Origin of the sequence: Roseburia sp. 831b, from assembly GCF_001940165.2 — a bacterium.
GTDB lineage: Bacteria > Bacillota > Clostridia > Lachnospirales > Lachnospiraceae > Roseburia.
Genome location: NZ_CP135162.1, coordinates 2,914,271 through 2,935,889, shown reverse-complemented (window position 1 = coordinate 2,935,889; position 21,619 = coordinate 2,914,271). Strand labels below are relative to the sequence as shown.

Here is a 21,619-nt window from a genome sequence, read left to right as displayed (position 1 = left end):
CCCTTATGGATTGCAGATTCCAGTTTTAAAATTTTAAAATAGAAAGGAATCTACAATTATGAAAACAACACAAACTCTTATCCCTGAAGTCTCTGCCGAACAACTTATGCAGGGGGAATTTTTAGAAAAACAAATCCGCATTCACGGCAGCATTTATAAAATCCGCAAAATGAGCGGTTTTGCCTTTGTTTTACTTCGCACCAAACGCGAGATTATCCAGTGTGTATATGGAGAATTTTCCGATTTTGCCTTGTCGGAACTCTCCGAAGAATCATGCGTCATTTTTACCGCTGATGTTGTAAAAGAAGAACGCTCCAAAACCGGATTCGAATTGCGGCTTCGCTCCGTTGAGATTTTATCCACACCAGCCGCCGAACTTCCAATTGTCATCCACAATAAACTTGTGGACACTTCCTTGGAAAACAAGTTAGATTTTCGCCCGATTACACTTCGGAACGAAAAAGAGCGTGCAATTTTCAAAATTCAGGAGGGAATCTGCCGCGGTTTTCGGGAATTTCTTTATGAACAGAATTTTACAGAGATTCATACACCAAAAATCGTTGCAACCGGTGCGGAAGGCGGTGCAAATATTTTTCCAATCCAATATTTTGGAAAAGATGCCTACCTTGCCCAAAGTCCACAATTTTACAAGCAAATGATGGTTGGCGTTTACGAACGTGTCTTTGAGATTGCACCTGTGTTCCGCGCTGAAAAACATGACACTTCCAGGCATTTGAACGAGTATACAAGTGTTGATTTTGAGATGGGATATATTCAGAATTTTGAAGAAATTATGCAGATGGAGACATCCATGATTCATGCCGCACTACGATATCTTTCTACGCACTATGAAAAAGAACTGTCTTTGCTGCGCGTACAGATGCCGGCATGCGAGCCGATTCCTTCCTTAAAATTCAAGGAGGCAAAAGAATTGATTGCTGCCACCTATCACCGCGAAATCAAGGACTTCGACGACTTTGAACCAGAGGAAGAAAAGTTGCTTTCCAAGCTCATTTTTGAAAAAACGGGTTCTGACTTTGTCTTTGTGACGCATTATCCAAGCAAGAAAAGACCTTTTTATGCAATGGATGACCCAACAAACCCGGAGGAAACCTGCAGTTTTGACCTTTTATTCCGCGGTCTTGAAGTCACCACCGGCGGACAGCGTATTCATAACTATAAGGAACAGGTTGCCAAACTAGAAAAACGCGGCATGAATGTGGAACTTTTCGAGAGCTATCTTATGATGCACAAATACGGCATGCCACCGCATGGCGGTCTTGGTCTTGGACTTGAACGTTTCACAAGCCGGCTCCTTGGATTTGAGAATGTCCGCGAAGCAACGCTCTTCCCTAGAGATATTCACCGTGTGACGCCTTAGGTGTTTGGAGAAATAGAATGCATCCTCGTCTGCCACGTCCGGAGATATTCATCGTGTGACGTCTTAGGTGTTTGGATGGATGATTATTATTGGTCTGGTGGCTTTAGGTGGTTTTTGGAGTTTTTTTTTATATCTACTCCATTGACTTAATGGATTTAGGTGTTTTTGGCGATTTTGTTGATTTTCTACTCCATTGTCCTAGCAACTTTAGATGTTTTGAGCGGCTTTTTGAAATTTCTACTCCATTGACTTAACGGATTTAGGTGTTTTGGGGAGTTTTGAGAAATTTCTACTCCATCGATAGACCATGATTGGAGTAGAATTTGTAAAAATCTCTAGGAAACACCTAATGCTCAGATTTCCTTGGAGGGGATTCTGCAAAAATGCCAGAAAACACTTAAAGCTTCCTTAAAATACTTATATCAGCCTGCCTACACCTCCGCTTTCTCTGCAGAGCCATTGGCATATACTGCCCAGACGGATTTTAGCTGTGGCTGCAATGTGTCATAGGACCAGCTTTGCGAACTCCGGTAGACACAGAATGGATCATTGACGAGAAAATTACCATCCTCAATGCCATAAATTACGATGAAATGCCCTGCTGTCGTGAAATCTCCTGACTTTAGGGAGCAAATCAACATGCCATTCTGGTTTAGGCATGCTTCCATCTGGTCTTTGTCAATATCAATCTGTGTGGAATCAAGTCCAAAATAGGCAGCACCATCTGTCATAAGACTCCACATGGTGCCGGTTCCATACATGTAAAAGTCATTGTTCATCGCAAAATCTGCAACTTTTTCTGGTGTGACCGAGGCATCGTGGGTCAATCCAACTACAACCATAGCTAGAGATGTCGGTCCGCATCCGCTGACCGCAATCGTACTTTCATCTCCATATTCATGGTAGCCCCAGCGCTTGTCCCATTGTAGGAAAAGTGGACATTTTTGTGCCAGTTCATCCTCGGTAAGTCCTTCTGATATAGAAAAATTCTCACCAGGGTAATCTACTGCAAACGAAATCTGCTCTGGATTATTTGCAAGATTTATGAGAATCTCGTCCGGATACAGGCTTTCTTTTTCTAGCACCTGGCTATAACGTTCGTCCTCTGTGGCTTTTTGCGTCAGGATTGTTACCGCTTCCCCTCTTGTCAGCTTCTTTGGTTTATCTACCGCAAGGCTTGACAATTCGTCCAGCGTTAACCCTGTCTGCATTCCAGCCTCCCTTTTATCACAAGGCTGCTCCTCCTTATCTTCTATATCAGAAGTCAGACTATGAATTTCCCCTTGAAGCGCCTGCTGCAATGTACCTTTTTCTTCGGGAAGCTTTTTCCCAACCGCAATTCCAAGCAAAAAAGCTGCTATGATTGACAACACTGTGAGAATTCGTCTACGTGTTCTTTTTTTCTTGCGTGCAATTTTTCGCCTGCGAATCTCCTCGGACGTTCTTTGGTATCTTCCGTTCACAATATACCCTTTCTTCTACTTTGTTCTGGAACAAGACAGATTTACTGCTCTGCCTCAATTTCCTCCGTCAGCTGACAGATTTCATCGATAATGCCACCGATGGTTTCAATCGTATCGAGAAGCGGTGCTTCTGTTGTTATGTCAACCTTTGCTAATTTTGCAAGTTCTACCGGAGTGAGGGTGCTTCCGGCTGCCAATACTTTTTTCCAGTCATCTACGGCTGGCTGACCTTCTTTTTCGATTCGTTTGCTGACCTCGGTTGCAATCGTAAGACCTGCGCTGTAAGTGTAAGAATATAAGCCCATATAATAATGTGGCTGGCGCATCCAGGTAAGCTCTGCACCTTCGTTTAATTCTACGGCATCGCCCCAGAATTTGCTCAACGTCTCTTTCATGATGCTGCTTAAAGTCTCTGCCTGAACACTTCCGCCCGCATCGATGATTTTGTAAACTTCTCTCTGGTAAGCTGCTTCCATTAAATGTGTCACAAAGTTGTGATAATAAGTATTGCTAATCATGCAGGAAAGTACCCAGCGGCGGAAACGTTTGTCCGGATTGGTCTTTACCAGATAATTTGCCATCAAAAGCTCATTCATGGTGGAAGGTGATTCTACAAAATAAGTAGAAACCTCTGTGTCAAAAATAGACTGGCTGCTGTTGCAGGCTTTGAAATGACCTGCATGTCCAAGTTCATGCGCAAGTGTGAAAACATCTGCCATGCGGTTGTGCCAGGAAAGCAGAATAAAAGAGCCTTTTCCATAAGGGCTTGCGCAGAAACCACCGGTAGATTTTCCTTTGTTCTGTGCAAAATCGACCCATCTTTCCTTGTAAGCTGTCTGAATCATCTTCACATAGTCGTCCCCTAAAATGGATAACCCTTTTTCAATGTATTCTTTGGATTCCTCGATTGTAACACGTGGGTCGTATTCCGGGTCAACGGCAATCTTTAAGTCTGCAAACGTCATCTTTTCCAATCCATGGATTTTCTGAAGAAGTTTCGCATATTTTCTCATGTGTGGTGCAAGCTTTTCTGTGATTAAATCAATCTGTCTGTCGTAAAGTTCACGGCTGACTTTCTGCTCAAACAGCAGGTAATCGAAAACAGAATCATATCCGCGCAGTGTCGCAATGGTCTTTTCCTTCTGCACCTGGGTCTGATAAGCTGCTGCTGTTGTATTTTCATATTGACGGATTTTCCTGGAAAATGCATTAAATGCCGCTCTACGAACCTTTGCGCTGCAATCGTATTCATAGTTATCTTCAAACAAAGAATAACCCAATGGGTATTCTTTTCCATCTACCTCGAAATTCTCAAACTGCATATCTGCCAATTTGGTCTGCTCGTAAATGTTGTATGGCGCATTCATCGTCTGGGAAAGTGCTGCTAATACACGCTCTGCCTCCGGATGGAGATGGTGTGGTTTTCCACGAAGAACATCTTCGATGTAATGTTTGTTATCCGTTGCAATCGCAATTGCCTTCTGCAATGTCTCGTCGCTCTGCTCTAACAGTTCACTTTCAATAAAGCTTAACTTACTGAAAAGTTCTGCAACCAGATTTCCAATCTTATTATTTCTCTGCATATTGTGTGCATCATAATAATCTACGGATACCGCCAAATCTGTGTAGTGCGTCACCAATGTCGCAATGCGCACGATTTCACGGTAATTATCCAGACAAGCATTGATTTTTTCTGCTGTATTCAAATTACCTTTGTAGTTGGAAATCGTCTCCTCTACCAGTTTTTTCATTTTATCTGCATCCTGATACATAAGCTCTTCTGTCTCATAAATCAAGGATAAGTCCCATGTTTCCTCTACCGGGACGTCTTTTCTTGCTGCTAATTCTTTTGCCATAACTCCACGCCTTTCTGTAATCGTGTATATTTACACCATTACCCTCTGATTTTTCTATAACTGAAGTATATCATGAATGGACGTTACTTACATCATACATTTCCATATTCTTCTTGCTTTTTCTTTCTCATGAAAAGTAAATAAAACAACACATACCCGATGAGTCCACCGATGGTATTGGTAATCAAATCATCTACATCCGCAGATCTTCCTATAAAATACTGCACGAATTCGATTGCAAAAGAAAACATCATCGCCGTCAAAAAAATACGGTTCCATTTCCGCATTCGTTTCACGGCAAACGGCAGGAAAAATCCAAACGGCACAAACATTCCGATGTTGAGCAAAAGCTGTTTCATCATTTTTCCATATCCCATCGCATAGGTCTGTTTTACCCAGACAAATGGAATCAGATTATATAAATGATACCCAGGTGTAAACGTAATCCCACCCAAAAAGACTGTGAGATATAAGATACTTAGCGTCACGCCAATCAATCCGTAATTTGCAAAATGAATAGAAAACGGACGCTTTCCGTATTTTTTTCGTTGTACAAAATAAAATGGAAGATAAAGGATGGCGGATAATACTGCAACCGCCGGAAAGATAAAAATAAGATAACTTAAAAACATATCATACCCCCTGTACGAATTCTAAAATTTCTAATTTCTTAATTAAGGATTCAGGTGTCAAAAGGTTGCTCACAAACTAGTTGCTGGCAAATCACACAAAGGCAAGACTCTTTTTGTGACTTTGAAGAAAACTGTAAGTAACCTTTTCTTGAAGCAGTATAACATACGAATTTTCGTACAAGAGGTTTTTCCATGATTCATAAAAAATTTTTAATTAAAAAATAAGATTTTTGTTCTATCACACCTATTTCATAAAAGCTATAATAAATTTCTGTCACTTTTCTTCTTATACATATAGGCTGCGGTAAATTTCTGCTACCTTTTCCCGTGTAAGTTCCGTGTAATTATTTGCCATAAGGCGTCCTTGTTTTGTCATAACTACATCTGTAAATGCATCAATATCTTCTTTCGTAACACCATACTCACGCAGCGCTTTTTTCGGAATCAAAAGTCCAAGAAGATGATCCAGCTCCTGGTAGACATCCTTTGTTTCACAACCAAGAAGGGATGCTAAAATCTGGTTTAGCTCCTGGATTCCGCCATCCGGGTCCAGTTCCAGATAAGCATAATAAACACCGGTGAACATCGCATAATTTGCCTCCCCATGTGGCACATGATATTTTGCGCCAAGCGGATAACTCATCGCATGAACTGCTGCGCAACCGGCATTGCCAAATGCAATTCCGGCATAAGTACTCGCCAAGAGCATCTGCTCCATATATTTTTTTCGCTGATCCATTCCCTCTGTCTCAAGTTTTTGATAGGTTTCTAAAATGATGCTCATCGCCTTTTTAGAGTACAGTCTGCTGAAGGCACTTGCCTTCGGGGATGTAAAAGACTCAATCGAATGAATCAGCGCATCTATCGAACTTGTCGCAAAAACGGATGCCGGAAGCTCTGACAAAAGTTCCGGTATCAATACTGCGTCATCCGCATACAGTTCCTCCGCCGCAAGTCCCAGCTTGGTGCCCTTTTGTGTAAGCTCCAGGATGGAAATATTCGTTACTTCGCTTCCTGTACCACAAGTTGTTGGAACAAGTACCAGCTTTTTCTCTTTTTCAATAGGAAGCTTTTTCTCGAAAAGTTCCCCGACCGGGCTGACCTGTTTCAGCGCAAAAAGTTTTGCCACATCCAAAATCGTGCCACCGCCGACAGCTATCACACGCTGATACGAGACATCTTTCAAATCCTGGCAGATACCTTCTACCATCAAGTCCGTTGGCTCGCCCTTTCCATATTTCCGGTAATGTACCACCGTCGCACCAGTCGTTCTTTCTGCAAAAAATTTTTGATAAGTATGTTCGCTGACGAAAAGCAAATCTCCCTCTCCAATGTGAAATTTTTCACAAAAATCTTTTGCAGTATCAAACTGGTGTATTGCCGGCTTCACACAAAACTGTTTCCACATATCATTCCTCTTTTCCATGTAAAAAATGACTATCTTTTACTACTTTTTTGCAATGTCAGACAATCCTGTCTCCCTCCACTTTTGCAATGAGAGGTCATTCTATTTTCCAAGTTTTTTCATAACGATACCGATACACTCATCGAAAATATCAAGACCGGCCTCAAGCTGCGCATCTGTGATGACAAGCGGAGCAAGAAAACGAATGACATTACTATAAGTTCCTGCGCCCTCAACTAAAAGTCCGTGTGCAGCACATTCTATGATAAGCTGACTTGTGAACTCTGGATATGGCTCTTTCGTCTTGGTGTCCTTGACAAACTCAATTCCGACCATGCCGCCAAGACCTCGGATATCACCGACAATGCCATATTTGTCTGCCATTTCCTGATAACGGGCTACCACCTTTTCTCCAATCTCAAGGGAACGGTCTGCAAGATGGTCACGCTCCATGATTTCAATGACTTTTAATGCTGCTGCGCAGGAAACCGCATTACCACAGTAAGTTCCTCCGATGGTTCCTCCCGGTACAGCATCCATAATCTCCTTGCTTGCAACGATTGCGGAGAGTGGCATACCTCCGGCAATTGATTTTGCAGTTGCCAAGATATCTGGTTTTACGCCTGCCTCTGCCCAGTACTGGGAAGCAAACATACGGCCAGTTCTACAAAATCCTGCCTGAACCTCGTCTGCAATCAGAAGAATTCCATTATCATCACAGATTTTCCGTACCGCTTTGACCCATTCGATTGGAGCCGGAATAAATCCGCCCTCGCCCTGAAGTGGTTCTACCACAATTGCTGCAATCGTGTCCGCTGCCGCACACTCCTCAAACACTTTATGGATGGATTCAATATAATAATCCATTGCCTTTTCTTCCGGCATTCCCTCTGGTTTCCGGTAAAGGTATGGGAATTCTGCGCGGAACACGCCGTTTGGAAGTGGTCCCATATCCTTTGCATAAGCTTTCTTGGATGTCATTGCCATGGTGAGCATTGTTCTTCCGTGAAATGCTCCCGAGAAAACAATGATATTCGGACGTTTGGTATATCCTTTTGCAACCTTGACTGCATTTTCGTCTGCCTCTGCGCCACTGTTTGCAAAAAATGCCTTTTTCTTATCTCCTTTTACCGGCGCAATCTCACACATTTTCTCTGCAAGCGCAACATAGCCTTCATGCGTCACCACATTAAACATTCCATGAAAATATTTTTCTGCCTGCGTCTTTACTGCCTCCACAACTTCCGGATGTGAAAATCCAATGTTTAGCACACCAACACCACCGATGAAATCCACAAAACGGTTTCCATCGACATCCTCTATCATAGCGCCCTCCCCACGTTCTATGACAACGGGATATACACATTTGATTGCATCTGGTACTGCATTCTCTCTTCTTGCAATGATTGCCTGAGCCTTTGGTCCAGGTACTGTTTCTGTTTTAATCTCTGGTAATTCATCTCTTAACATAACATGCACCTTCTTTTCTTTCTATTGATATCGGGCTATTGCTTGCCCTACTACGTTCCACTAATTGTTAAAAATCTAACGTTCTTCATACCAGCCAACCTGTGCTGCTGGATTTAAATTGATATTTACCTGTTTCGTTTCCTGATATTCCTCTAAGCCATGGACGCCAAGTTCTCTTCCAACGCCGCTCTTTTTGTAACCGCCCCATGGAGCCTGGCAAAATGTTGGCTGGCTGCAGTTAATCCAGGTGATTCCTGCCCGAAGTTCTTTCATCACGCGGAGTGCTCTTGCGCCGTCATTGGTGATAACACCGCCCGCCAGGCCATATTCCGTATCGTTTGCAAGCGCAACCGCTTCCTCCTCTGTACGGAATGTAAGAACACTTAAAACCGGTCCAAAGATTTCCTCTTTTACGATCGTCATATCTTTGGTACAGTTGTCAAAAATGGTTGGTCTGACAAAATAACCGTTTGCGCAATTTCCTTCGGTATAACGCTCTCCACCGCAGACAAGTGTTGCACCCTCTCTTTTTCCAGATTCAATATAGGCAAGTATTTTTTCCATCTGTCCCTCTGTAATGATGGCTCCCATATCTGGGTTTTCCATACCTGGCCCAATTGTAAGTGCATTGGCACGCTCTGCTAACCGTTTTACAAATGCATCCTTGATGCTCTCCTCAATAATCAGTCTCGATGTCGCCGCACAAACCTGACCTGCGTTAAAGAAGATACCAATCATCGCCCACTCAACAGCCGCCTCTAAATCGCAGTCGGCAAACACGACAAGCGGTGATTTTCCACCTAATTCTAATCCAACTTTTTTCAGGTTTCCGGCTGCTGCGTGCGCAATCGATTGTCCTGTTTTGGTACTTCCTGTGAAAGTAATCATATCTACATCTTCGCTCTCTGCTAAAATGGCACCTACCTCCGGTCCATTTCCCAGCACAAGGTTTGCGGTTCCCGCCGGAATCCCGGCTTTTTCAAAAATTTCAAATAACTTAATCGTTGACAGTGGCGCATTCTCGCTCGGTTTGAACACCACGCAGTTTCCTGCTGCAAGTGCCGGTGCTAACTTCCACACTGCCATCAGCAGCGGATAGTTCCACGGTGTAATCTGTGCGCAGACACCGACCGGTTCATGCATCGTAAACGAATGCATCTCTCCAAATCCCTGGTTGACATCATAGACGCCGCCGGACGGCTTATCAATCAGCCCTGCATAATAACGAAAACACTCAATTGCATCCGAGACATCACCCTCTGCCTCCCGCAATGGTTTGCCGTTATCGAGTGTATCCGTTTTTGCCAGCTCATCTGCACACTCTTCCATAAGCGAGGCAACTTTCAAAAGATAGGACGCACGCTCTACCGCAGCCATTCTTCTCCAGGTTCCCACACCGTAAAAAGCTGCTTTTGCAGCGGCGATTGCCTCTTTTGCATCCACTTCGTTGCTCTCTGTTGTCTTCGCAAGTTCCGTTCCGTCTGATGGACAAATAATACTTCTTGTTCTTCCTGTCACAGACTCTTTCCATTCCCCGTTGATGTAATTCTTTAAAATTTCCATAGGCAGCCTCCTATTTCTTAATCCATTCCCCTAGATCAATTTCTTCAATTATGTCATGCACATTTCCTGCCGGATTCTTCATCACAACAGCATCCTCTGGATTCCAGAACAAATACACCGGCTTATCCATATCCGGCAAGCCCTCTCCTGCCAGTCTTGCAATCCGTATCTCCCGGCCATTGACAAGTTCTACAACCGCACTGACAAAAGATCCGGTAAAAATATAATCCTTAACCATTCCCTTTAGCTGGAATCCTTCCACTTCCTCAAATGACCACTGTACTTTATGTGGCCGTATGGAAACATTTACAAATTCTCCCTCCGCAAAATAGTCTGTTTTTGCAAGAAAATGACCTGATTCACATACAACTGTCATTGAATCTTTTTTTATATCTTTTACCATTCCGTCAAATGCGTTCGTCTCACCGATGAAGTCAGAGACAAAAGCGGATTTTGGATGTTTGTAAATTTCTTCCGGTTTTCCAATCTGTTCGATGTTTCCACCATTTAAAACAGCAATCCGGTCGCTCATGACCATTGCTTCCTCCTGATCATGTGTGACATAGATAAACGTAATTCCAAGCTTTTGCTGGATGTTGCGCAACTCATAGCGCATCTCTTTTCGAAGCTTCATATCCAATGCGGTAAGCGGCTCATCCAAAAGCAGTACTGGTGGCTCGTTTACAATTGCGCGTGCGATGGAGACCCGCTGTCTTTGTCCACCGGACATCTGCGCCGGCATTCTTTTTTCAAATCCGGTAAGCTGAACCATGTCTAACGCTTTTTTTACAGCTTGTTCAATCTCTTCTTTTTTCTTCTTTTTAGCACGAAGCCCGTATGCCACATTATCAAATACATTCAGATGTGGAAACAGGGCATAATTTTGAAAAACCGTGTTTACATGTCTTTTGTGTGGTGGTAACTGGATGACACTCTCACCATCAATGCTGATATCCCCACTGTCTAATGTCTCAAATCCGGCTATCATGCGAAGAATTGTTGTTTTTCCACATCCGGATGGACCTAAAAACGATAGAAACTCTCCCGGTTTCACCGATAACGAAATGCCGTTTACCACATGATTTTCACCAAAATGCTTATCCAGATTTTTTATTTCAATTGCCCCTCGTTTTTCCATATGCATCACTTGCCTTTCCTTAAATCGCTTTCTTGCCACGCTGTCCGGTTCGAATTCTCATTGCCTCATCCACAGTTGTAATAAATACTTTTCCATCACCAACAGTTCCGGAAGATAAGTTTTCGTAGATTAAGCCAAGCAGCTTTTCTACCTCCTCATCATTCACGACAACCTCTGCCTTGATTTTAGGAATCAGATTCATGTTGACAACCTCAATTCCTTTGTAGCTGGACACATCTACGTTTCCTTTCTGATTACCGCATCCCATGGCACTTGTGACTGTGATGCCTCCCACATTACATTCATTTAAAATTACTTTTAACTTCTCTAACTTATCCGGACGGATAATAAGCTCTACTTTTTTCATAATGTCTACCTTCCTTTCTTTTCCACAGCATGCACTCTTTTTTTCTGACTTATCAACAAAAACCTGCTATGCACTGTGAATGAAATTACATTGATCCGGGCAAAAACTGATAAACACGGTTTCTCCATCTGAAAAATCAACAGCATCTTTCAGTGCATATACCATTTTTCCTTCCTGCAGGCGAAGTGCTATCCGGTTCGTCTGTCCTAAGTACGTGATGTCCTCCACCGATGCCTGGAACGAGAATCCATCTGGCTTTTCTGTTTGAATCTGGATATATTCTGGTCTTACCGACAGCAAATCCGGTTCCTCTTCGGTCGGATTTGCAACCGGGATAGCAGTCTCCTTATAATGGAAAAATCCACCATGTACTCCACCTTCATAATGTCCTTCAAAGAAATTGGACTCTCCAAGGAAGGATGCGACAAACTCGGTTTTTGGTTCGTGATAAATCTGCCACGGTTCCCCCATCTGCTCGATGTGTCCTTTGTTTAACACCACAATCCGGTCACTGATGGTCAGTGCCTCCTCCTGATCGTGGGTAACATACACATAGGTAATCCCCATCTTCCTTTGCATTTTCTTTAACTCTACCTGCATCTGTTTTCGGAGTTTTAAGTCGAGTGCACCAAGTGGCTCATCAAGCAACAGCACTTTTGGTTTATTGACAAGACTTCTTGCGATTGCAACCCTCTGCTGCTGTCCACCGGACAATTTTGCCGGTTTTCGTTGTGCTAACGCCTCTAAACTGGTCAGCTCTAATACCTCATCAACCCGCTCTTTGATCTCTTTTTCCGCTACCTTCTTCATGCGGAGGGAAAACGCTACATTTTCCCAAACCGTCAGGTGAGGAAATAATGCATAACTTTGAAATACGGTGTTGACCTGTCTTTTATTCGGAGGAATTGCTCCCTGCTCAACGCCATCTAGCACAACCGCTCCGCTGTCCGGGGTCTCAAAACCGTTGATTATCCGAAGCAATGTTGTCTTTCCACAACCTGAGGGGCCAAGCAATGTTAAAAACTCACCTTCTTTGATATCCAGGCTTAAATCTTCTATAATTTTTTGACTGCCAAAGCTTTTATTGATATTTTTTAATGAAATTAATGTCTTTTTTTCTTCCATAATCAATTCTCCTTATTCAGTAAATTTGAAATCAGGATGGCAACCAGGGAAACTGCAAAAATGATACTGGAAATTGCATTTACTTCCGGTGTAATACCATTTCTCGTCATACCCCAAATCTGGATTGGCAATGTTGAAAACACACCATTTAAGAAGTAGGTTACCGGGATTTCATCCATGGATAAGGTAAAGGATAGCAATGCTGAACTGACGATGGCTGTTTTTACATTTGGTAAAATAACATGCACAAATGTCTGGATTCCGGTCGCCCCTAAATCTTCTGCCGCTTCAATGATGTTGTGATCCATTCGTTTTAGTCTGTCGTAAACCTGCGGAAGAACTGTCGCAATCAAGAACGTCGAATGGCCTAACACCACTGCTAACATTCCCTGATTTACCCCTAATGCCTTAAAAAAAGTAAGCATCGCAATACCAGTTAAGATACCTGGCAAGATAAGAGGTAACATGACAATCCTGTTCAATATTTCTTTTCCGGGAAAATGATAACGATACATCGCATAAGCTCCCGGCACGCCTAACAGACACGCCACCAGCGTTGATACCACAGCTATCTGTAAGGAATGCCCCAGTGCCTGAATCAAATTCTTATTCTCCGCCATGACACGGAACCATTTCAGAGAAAAACCATTCATCGGAAAACAGTTTACCGTGTCCGCATTGAAGGAATAAATCACAACTATCGCAATTGGAAGATACAAAAATACAAGAATCAGGATTGCAAGAATTGCGATCAGGATATTACTTATCTGTCTTTTTTTTACCATATCTTTTCCCCTCCTAATTCTCGCTTAATTTTGAAGTTCTTTTTTCCATATGACTTGTAATCTCCAGGAGAACCAAAACAAACAGTAAAATAATGATTCCGATGGCTGCTCCGTATGGCCAGTTGTTTGAGGTACCAAACTGCATCTGCACAATATTTGCAATCTTAGTTGAGGTTGTGGAACCTCCTAACAACGAAGGTGCCAGGAAATCTCCCATCGATAATGCAAAAGAATAGGTTGCTCCGGTAATGATTCCCGGAAGTGCCAGTGGCATAATCACTTTGCAAAGGGTTCTAAATCCGTTGCAGCCAAGATCTTTCGATGCTTCAATCAGGTTTCTTGGAATCTGTTCTAATGCGGTGTAAATCGGCATCAAGACATATGGTGTATAAATGTGAACCATTGCAATGATGACGGAAACATTACTATATAGGAATACATCCAGCGGGTGGTCTGTTACCCCCAGCCACATAAGGAATGAATTGAGTACGCCGTTTGTTCCTAAAATAATCTTCCATGCATAGGCTCTCATGATGTAGCTGACCCAAAGAGGGATAATCGCCATCATATAAATCGTCTGCTTATGTTTTGCCTTTTGCACGATAAAGTTGATGAAATATGCCAGTGGAAAACTAATTACAACTGTAATTAGAGTTACAATCAGTGATGTTTTCAACGTATCCAGTAAAATCGTGTACTGTCCGCCACTGCCACCATCCGATGCAAAAAACTTTATATAGTTTTCCAATGTAAACTCTCTTATGACATCGAATGGACCATTTTTCCAGAAACTATATAGGAAAAGATTGAAATACGGCAATACCAAAAATAAAACCAACCAGATTGTTACCGGTGCGATGATTCCGTATTTCAGGAATTTTTTATTTACCCTTTTTTTCATAAACCAGGTCCTGCCTTTCTGCTAATTTGCAGTTTTAACCTCAACCCAGACTTCGTTATATCTGTCGCGGTTTTCAACATACTGCCAGAAGTTGATTTTTGAGAAAAATTCGTCCAGGGAATCCGCATTGGTTGCTTCAATCAAATCATCATCCATGTACTCTAATGCATCTTTATTTACGATGGTGTAATAAGTTGCTGCTGCACTTAATGCCTGTCCCTCCGGACTTGTCACATAATTCAGCCAATCCATTGCCAAATCCTGATGTTTTGCATCTTTTACAATCATCAAACGATCCATCCATCCGGTACATCCTTCTTCTGGAATTGTCCATTTTAAGTTTCTGCCCTGGTCATTTAATTCTTTTACGGTAAGCGGCCAGCCAACTGCAATATCGACTTCCTTATTTGCAAAAAGGTCATTCAGCTCACCGGCTGATACCCAATATTTACGAACGCTGCTGTTAATCTCACTCAATCTTGTCTTTGCATCTTCCAGCTGCTCTTCGGACATATTGTAAAGTGCAGATTCATCGTCGGCATCGATGTGATCCATCTGACCAATCATGTAAATGTTACTGATGTCATCGTATAAACTAATACGTCCTGCATATTTTTCATCCCAGAAGATGCTCCAGGAAGTTGGTTCCTCTGTCACAACATCTGCATCGTAGATTAAGTAATCCGGTCCCCAAAGATATGGAACACCGTAAACATTTCCATCTTTTTCCACGTCCTTTAACTTGACGCTGTCGCTGATGTCGTCCCAATAGGTTAATGCTGTGGTATCGATTGGTTCTACCATATCATTCTGTACCAGGTATCCTGCCATATCACCGGAAGGAGAAATCAAATCGTAGGTATCACCGCCACCGGCTTTTAATTTTGCGACCAGGTCATCACTTGTGGTAAAGTAAGTTGCATTCACTTTACATCCATACTGTTCTTCGAACTTGTCTGCAAAGGAGGCGTCCGCATATCCTTCCCACACCAGAAGATTTAATTCTTTACTGGAACCGCTTTCACTGCCAGAACCACCACATCCGGCAAATGTTGGAAGTGTAAGTACTGCTGCCATTGTTGTTGCCAATGCTTTTTTTAGATTCATTTTTTTCATAAGATTACCTCCTTTTTCATGCGAAAAAGGAGCTTATCTTTCGACAAGCTCCTTTGCTACCTTTTGGAAATTTCTTTTGTTTTTGTTGTTATCCTAATTAAATACCTTATACCAACTATAATGTCAATCCAAAATATTTGACAATAATTTCTATTTTCTGAAAAAAACTTTGTCTGCTCTGACAAGTTAATTGACAAAAGTGTTAAAGCAATCTACAATGTAGCTAACTTTTTAGAGGATTTCAAACCTTATACCAGGTATAAAGTTTTTATCGTAAAAAGGTAACCGTTTTATTCTGTCTTTACACACATAATTTCTGAAAGGGTTTGGGAATTTTATGGAATTACAGCAATTATCAATTGGTCAGATGGCAAAACTAAATCATGTCTCCGAACAGACGCTCCGCCTTTACGATAAGATGGATTTGTTAAAGCCTATCTATATCAACGAGGAAACCGGGTATCGTTATTATTCCATTGGGCAGTCTGCCACACTCGACATGATTCTTTCTTATAAGGAAATGGGGATTCCACTAAAAGAAATTCATGACAGACTGAATGCCGTCAACTTAAACACCATGCCTTCTGTCTTGCAGGACCGTTATGATTATATTGAAAAAGAAATGGAAAAATTAAAAATCAGCCAGGATGCGATTTTACGAAGCATCAATAACTTTAACCGTTATATGACACTTCCACAAATTGGGAAAATTTTTTATGAATATATTCCAGAACGGCAGATTTATGTTTACCAGACCGGTGCCAACCTGTTTTCTTATACTTATTATGACTATGAATATTATCTTCGGATGTTTAAAGATTTTTTGATGGAACAGAATTTTCCGATTTCTTATTTTTCAAATGTTGGAACTATGATGCGCCATGACAGCATCACTCAGCCAAACCGCACTTTTTTCAGTGATGAAATCTTTCTGTTCGTAGACCAGAACGCTCACCTCGATTTGAAAACAGAAAAGGTCCCTGCCGGGACCTACATGTCAATGTGCTGCCGCGAATTTGATATGGAAAAAACATATGCGAAACAGCTTTTTGAAGAGCTGGACCGCAATCACTACGAGCCTCTTGGCGACTATCTATGTGAAGTCGTGGCAGAGTACCCGAACAGTGAAAACGGTCAGCGTGAAATTTTTTATAAAATGCAGGTGCGCATTAAATAGGCTGCTGTGGTGCCGGTGGCTGCTGTGGTGCCGGTGCGACCGGGAAGGTCAGTACCACCTTAAACAAGTCTCCATCTACAATCAGCTTGAAAGTACCCTGCATCAGCTCTGTAAGGCTTTTGGCAATGTTTAGTCCAAGTCCGTTTCCTTCTGTATTTCTGGAACTGTCTCCACGGACAAAACGTTCCATCAGTTCTTCACTGCTGATATTAAGCGGTGCCCTGGAGGTATTGCGGAAGGTGATGGTTAATGTTCCAAATGCCTGCTCTAAGTTAATGTATACTCTGGTTCCCGGCTGTGCATACTTGCAGATGTTGTTCATCATATTGTCAATGATACGCCAGAAATGCCTGCCATCCGCCATGATGTAAACCGGTTCTTCCGGCTTTTTGATGATTAACTCTAGGTTTACCGCATCCGTCTTTTCTTTAAATTCTCCGACTGTCTGCACCAGAAAGACACCCGCTTCACAGCGTTCCATCTGTACGGACAGATTTCCGGTAGAAGCCTTTGATGCTTCAATTAAATCCTCAATCAGTTTCTTCAAACGGGAGGACTGTCTGTCTAGCACTTCTAAATATTCCTGCGCTGTGGGATTGTTTAATTCCTCTTTTTGCAGTAAATCTACATAATTGATAATGGACGTCAATGGCGTCTTGATATCGTGTGAAACATTTGTAATCAGTTCGGTCTTAAAGCGCTCGCTTTTCATTCGCTCATCGACTGCCTTTGAGATTCCATCGCCAATATGATTGAGGTTTTCGCCGTGTTCCTTGAAGTCTGAAAGCATCTTTGTGGTGTCCACCTTGTAATCGACTTCGCCTGCAGCGATATGTTTTCCGGCATCCTGTAATTTTCGTAACTCAGACACGACTCTTAACAGGAATACCGCCAAAAGCACTTTCCCAATCAGCCAAAAGAACACTTCTGCGTCCGGTGCATAACCGGTTATTGCTATCACAATCAGCTCCAGGATGGAAAGCCCCGCATAAATCACTGCTGCTTTTCCAACCATTGGAATCTGCACTATGGTATTTTTACCATAACGCCAGCATACACGGATGATTTTTCCAAGGATTGTGTTTTCGCATATCGTTTTCGTCTTAATGCGCACAGCGATGCTAAGCAGATACATCATTCCAAGGATTCCTGCTGCAAACGCACCAGCGAAGAACCAGAAACTCCAGAAGAATCCATCGTATATTCTGTAACTTATCTCTATCATGGCTGCCAGAATCAGGCTTTCTATGATAAATACAATTCCCGTATATAGGTCTGTTGGAATCCGATCCAACCAGGTTAACATAATTTCGTCTGTCTCTTTCCGGTGACCTGCTGCACACATTAAGAAAACAAAGGATGCAAGCATAAAAACTGCAGAAACTGCAAGAATTACGAAAAACAGATACGCAAAACGATAGCCATAACTTACAAGAATCTGTGCCTGCACAAACAAATCGCCATTTTTCCAGTCGCACTCATTTTTCAGTGGTTCCTGTGGCTTCTGAACTAATACCGTGTAAGCGGTCTTCTTTTGCTGGGAGCGCACATAAAGATCGGAACCATTATCTTCTACCTTGTAGGATACATTTTTTGCCTTATGATTGTCGGATGCCCAAATCGTCTGCGTGACTCCCTCGCCAAATCCGTAGGTATCTCCATCCAGCAGAACCGCATCCCAGTTCTCATATCCTAACAATGTACCGTCCAGTTCACTTAGGCCGATGTTCCCTTTTTGGGTAATCTGATTTATCACCTCCTGCAATTCCTGCTGGTTTGTTGTCTGTTTTCCTGAATCTACGGTTGTAGTTGCAGTTTCTTTCGAATTTACAGTTGTAGTTGTATTTTGTTCGACTCCAACCTGATACTTTTCTTCCTTTGGCACATAAGTAAGCCTTAGAGTGATAAAATCATTTTCCTCCGTTGCAATCGGAATTTCGACGCTTTGAACCGGATAATAGGTTCCTTCGCACTCATAGTAAAAGATACCACTTTGCATTTCATAAATGATTCGGTCAATGGAAACCCAGTATATCGAATCGGTATCATTCCAGACATAACCTGCGGTATCAAAAATAGAATCTCCATAGTGAAACTGTGTGTCTTTTCCCATTTCAATTGGAAATGTCCAGTAGGAATCCTCTGTCACAGTTTCTGTAAAATTGCGCTGCAGATAGGTAGACTCCGCATTCAAATCCATTTTTTTTGCATCCGCCTCTGACGCTTTGATGATTCCGTATTTAAAATTGGTATCCGAAAAATACATCTCGTTGCCCAATTTGCCCGTATCGTCAAGATAGTCCATCGCCCGGTACGCATAGCGCTGTGCGATATCCTTATAAACATCCTGTAAAACGTCTTGTTTTTGTTTGCTATAAATTCCATTTTCCTGGCAGACAACCGCTGCAATTACAGAAAAAAGAAATATTACGGTACTGGTAATCAATACGACCCATGCCACCGCTTTTGCCAGAAAAGAGCCTCTTAATTTCTTCATCGATATCTCCTTCTTTTTATCTTGCTTCTTCCATCTTATAGCCCCGTCCCCATACTACCTTCAGATAACGTGGCTCTGCCGGGTTAATCTCAATTTTTTCACGGAGATGGCGAATGTGAACCGCTACCGTGTTCTCCGTTCCGTATGGATTGTCTTTCCATACCGCCTCGTAGATTTCATTTGGGGAAAAGACCTGCCCCGGATGTTCCATCAAAAGCTTTAAAATCTCATATTCTGTCCTGGTCAAAGACACTTCTTCTCCATCCAGTTTCACTATCTTGGTACGGTCATCCAGTTCAATTCCGCCATTCACAATGGCATCCTGCCGGATTTCACCACCTCCAAGAAGCATGTAGCGTCTTAGCTGTGATTTCACTCTCGCCTGGAGTTCTACCGGGTTAAACGGTTTCGTGATATAATCATCCGCTCCAACGGTAAGTCCTAACACCTTATCGGTATCCTCACTTTTTGCAGTCAAAAGAATGACCGGCACATTGCTTTTTTCCCGGATTTTTACCATCGCAGAAATTCCGTTCATCTCCGGCATCATGATATCCATCAAAACAAGATGAATATCTTCTTCCTCCATAATTGCAAGTGCCTGCTTTCCATTGTAAGCCTCAAATACCTGATAACCGTCTGCTGTCAGGTAAATACTCAGCGCAGACACAATATCTTTCTCATCATCACAAACTAAAATACGATACATGTTCTTATAACTCCCCTTCTTCGAAGATACTTACGGCGATTCGCCTATCATTGTAGTTGAATTCTTTTTCTATTATTATAAAGCTTAAGATGTCAAAAAGCAGCTTTCTCCTATAAAAAAAGTTCCGCTACAATGTCATGATTCATCATAGTTACATTGTAACGAAACTTTTATGAAGTTACTATTAGTTAAAATATTAAGATTTGATGAAGTTTTTCATTTTTAGCTCATTGAAAAACTTCTTATTTCTGGTTTGCCGGCTCCATGTTTACGGATCTTCCTTTAATCTTGGAATTCTTCATTGCCTCAAGTACTTCTCTTCCGTATTCACGAGGGACCTCTACAAAGGTGTATTTGTCATACATATCGATAGCGCCGACTAATTTTCCTGGCATTCCGGATTCGCCTGCGATAGCGCCTAAGATGTCGCCCGGCTTGATGCGGTCTTTTCTACCAACGTTGATGAAAAGACGAACCATTCCTTCTTCCTCTGCACCGGTATTGTCAAAATCAAAGTCATCCCCGGATGATTTTTTCTCAACGGATACCTCGATTCCGCCGGTTGCCTGTTTTAAAAATGCGGCTGCAATATCCATTGCAGTGTAATCGGAGTTGTTGACCTGCTCTTCAATAATATCAATCATGCGGCTTAAATCTTCTTCTTCGATAATGCGGCTGATTTCGTTTAAGACATTCTCTGCCTTTACATTTGCAACGTCTGTCGTAGACGGGATTGGCTGTGCTAAAATCTTTGTCTTGCAGTAACGCATGATGTCCTTTAATTTGTACACTTCTTTTCCTTTTACAAAAGTGAAAGCACGTCCGGTACGTCCTGCACGTCCGGTACGTCCGATACGATGTACATAGTATTCATCATCCTGCGGAATATCGTAGTTAAATACTGCCTCGATATCATCGACGTCGATTCCTCTGGCTGCAACGTCTGTTGCAATCAAAATCTCGGTCTTTCCAGAACGGAACTTTTTCATGACACGGTCACGCTGTGCCTGTTTCATATCGCCGTGAAGTCCTTCTGCAAAATAACCGCGTCCCTGTAATTCGGTTGCAAGTTCGTCTACCATTTTCTTGGTATTACAGAATACAACAGAAAGCTTTGGATTGTAAAAGTCTAACAAACGTGTTAAGACTTCGATTTTATCTTTTCTTTTGACATCATAGTAATACTGTTCAATTTTTGGAACGGTAAGTTCTTTCTTTACGACCTTGATGGTCACTGCATCATGCTGGAATTTCTTTGTAATCTCTAAGATCGGCTTTGACATGGTTGCAGAAAAAAGAACTGTCTGACGTGATTCGGCCGGGATATATTCTAAAATGGTCTTGATATCATCCACAAATCCCATGTTCAACATCTCATCGGCTTCGTCTAATACGATGGTGTTGACATTTTCACATTTGATGGTCTTTCTTCTTAAGTGATCCATGATTCGTCCCGGTGTACCGATGATAATCTGTGCGCCGCCTTTTAAGGAGCGAATCTGTTTGTTGATTTCCTGTCCACCATATACCGGAAGAACTTTCACACCGTGCATATATTTTGCAAGTTTACGGATTTCTTCCGCAGACTGGATTGCAAGCTCTCTGGTTGGAGAAAGCACAATCACCTGTGTCTTCTTATTAGATGGATCTACTTTATGCAAAATCGGAATACCGAAAGCCGCTGTCTTACCGGTTCCGGTCTGCGCCTGTCCAATCACATCTACACCGGACATCACAACCGGGATTGCCTGTGCCTGAATCGGGCTGGCTTCCTCGAATCCCATATCTTCAATTGCTCGTAACACTTCTGGGTATAAATTTAATTCGTCAAATCTCACTCTATAATTTCCTTTCTTACTACCGTATAGGGCAATATACCGTTCTATACGGTATGCTTAAGTATCTCTCCTAAGCATACTGAAAGGGCGCTAATGTCTCGCGCCCTTTTTCAACATTGTCACAAAACTACGCACATTTTCACACAGTGACATATATTATAATACTTTACTCCTAAGTCTGTCAATACCTCCAGCA

General features: G+C 42.2%; 17 protein-coding genes. 2 read left to right on the top strand and 15 right to left on the bottom strand.

Translation table 11 applies throughout. The features are described from left to right. The first annotated feature begins 58 nt into the window (after positions 1–58). Positions 59–1,381, top strand: a complete 1,323-nt coding sequence (aspS, locus tag BIV16_RS13610) for an aspartate--tRNA(Asn) ligase (protein ID WP_075680147.1) — start codon at positions 59–61, stop codon at positions 1,379–1,381. Positions 1,382–1,812: 431 nt separating this feature from the next. On the opposite strand, the gene BIV16_RS13605 is transcribed toward aspS, so the two are convergent. From BIV16_RS13605 to BIV16_RS13550, 12 genes are all read right to left on the bottom strand, one after another. Beyond that, positions 1,813–2,844, bottom strand: a complete 1,032-nt coding sequence (locus BIV16_RS13605) for a C39 family peptidase (protein ID WP_083625145.1) — start codon at positions 2,842–2,844, stop codon at positions 1,813–1,815. 41 nt (positions 2,845–2,885) lie between these two features. Continuing rightward, positions 2,886–4,700, bottom strand: a complete 1,815-nt coding sequence (pepF, locus tag BIV16_RS13600; RefSeq protein ID WP_075680148.1) for an oligoendopeptidase F — start codon at positions 4,698–4,700, stop codon at positions 2,886–2,888. 92 nt (positions 4,701–4,792) lie between these two features. Next, positions 4,793–5,332: a VanZ family protein gene (locus BIV16_RS13595; protein WP_075680149.1), complete on the bottom strand. Its 540-nt coding sequence runs from the start codon at positions 5,330–5,332 to the stop codon at positions 4,793–4,795. A gap of 286 nt (positions 5,333–5,618) precedes the next feature. Further along, complete coding sequence (locus BIV16_RS13590; RefSeq protein WP_075680150.1) at positions 5,619–6,740, bottom strand: 4-hydroxybutyrate dehydrogenase; 1,122 nt, start codon at positions 6,738–6,740, stop codon at positions 5,619–5,621. A gap of 99 nt (positions 6,741–6,839) precedes the next feature. Continuing rightward, a complete protein-coding gene (locus tag BIV16_RS13585; protein WP_075680151.1) occupies positions 6,840–8,207 on the bottom strand; it encodes an aspartate aminotransferase family protein in 1,368 nt (455 codons plus the stop codon). 75 nt (positions 8,208–8,282) lie between these two features. Continuing rightward, a complete protein-coding gene (locus tag BIV16_RS13580) occupies positions 8,283–9,770 on the bottom strand; it encodes an aldehyde dehydrogenase family protein (RefSeq protein ID WP_075680152.1) in 1,488 nt (495 codons plus the stop codon). A gap of 10 nt (positions 9,771–9,780) precedes the next feature. Continuing rightward, on the bottom strand, positions 9,781–10,908 hold the full coding sequence (locus BIV16_RS13575) for an ABC transporter ATP-binding protein (RefSeq protein WP_075680283.1): 1,128 nt from the start codon (positions 10,906–10,908) through the stop codon (positions 9,781–9,783). 19 nt (positions 10,909–10,927) lie between these two features. Beyond that, positions 10,928–11,275, bottom strand: coding sequence for a P-II family nitrogen regulator (locus tag BIV16_RS13570; protein ID WP_075680153.1), 348 nt, complete (start codon positions 11,273–11,275; stop codon positions 10,928–10,930). A gap of 66 nt (positions 11,276–11,341) precedes the next feature. Continuing rightward, positions 11,342–12,400, bottom strand: a complete 1,059-nt coding sequence (locus BIV16_RS13565) for an ABC transporter ATP-binding protein (RefSeq protein WP_075680154.1) — start codon at positions 12,398–12,400, stop codon at positions 11,342–11,344. 2 nt (positions 12,401–12,402) lie between these two features. Next, positions 12,403–13,185: an ABC transporter permease gene (locus BIV16_RS13560; RefSeq protein ID WP_075680155.1), complete on the bottom strand. Its 783-nt coding sequence runs from the start codon at positions 13,183–13,185 to the stop codon at positions 12,403–12,405. A gap of 13 nt (positions 13,186–13,198) precedes the next feature. Further along, positions 13,199–14,086 (bottom strand): ABC transporter permease, encoded by an 888-nt coding sequence (locus tag BIV16_RS13555; protein WP_075680156.1) that lies wholly within the window; start codon positions 14,084–14,086, stop codon positions 13,199–13,201. Positions 14,087–14,107: 21 nt separating this feature from the next. Beyond that, positions 14,108–15,202 carry an ABC transporter substrate-binding protein gene (locus tag BIV16_RS13550; protein WP_075680157.1) on the bottom strand — a complete coding sequence of 365 codons (1,095 nt, stop codon included), beginning with the start codon at positions 15,200–15,202 and terminating at the stop codon, positions 14,108–14,110. A 337-nt stretch (positions 15,203–15,539) separates the two neighbouring features. On the opposite strand from BIV16_RS13550, the gene BIV16_RS13545 reads away from it, so the two are divergent. Continuing rightward, complete coding sequence (locus BIV16_RS13545) at positions 15,540–16,379, top strand: MerR family transcriptional regulator (protein ID WP_075680158.1); 840 nt, start codon at positions 15,540–15,542, stop codon at positions 16,377–16,379. Here the strand turns inward: BIV16_RS13545 and BIV16_RS13540 are convergent. From BIV16_RS13540 to BIV16_RS13530, 3 genes are all read right to left on the bottom strand, one after another. Next, positions 16,372–18,876: a sensor histidine kinase gene (locus BIV16_RS13540; protein ID WP_075680159.1), complete on the bottom strand. Its 2,505-nt coding sequence runs from the start codon at positions 18,874–18,876 to the stop codon at positions 16,372–16,374. The two genes, BIV16_RS13545 and BIV16_RS13540, sit on opposite strands and share 8 nt — an antisense overlap. A gap of 16 nt (positions 18,877–18,892) precedes the next feature. Next, entirely contained in the window at positions 18,893–19,585 is a 693-nt protein-coding gene (locus tag BIV16_RS13535) for a response regulator transcription factor (protein ID WP_075680160.1), read from the bottom strand. 242 nt (positions 19,586–19,827) lie between these two features. Beyond that, positions 19,828–21,369, bottom strand: coding sequence for a DEAD/DEAH box helicase (locus BIV16_RS13530; RefSeq protein ID WP_083625168.1), 1,542 nt, complete (start codon positions 21,367–21,369; stop codon positions 19,828–19,830). Positions 21,370–21,619: the final 250 nt, after the last annotated feature.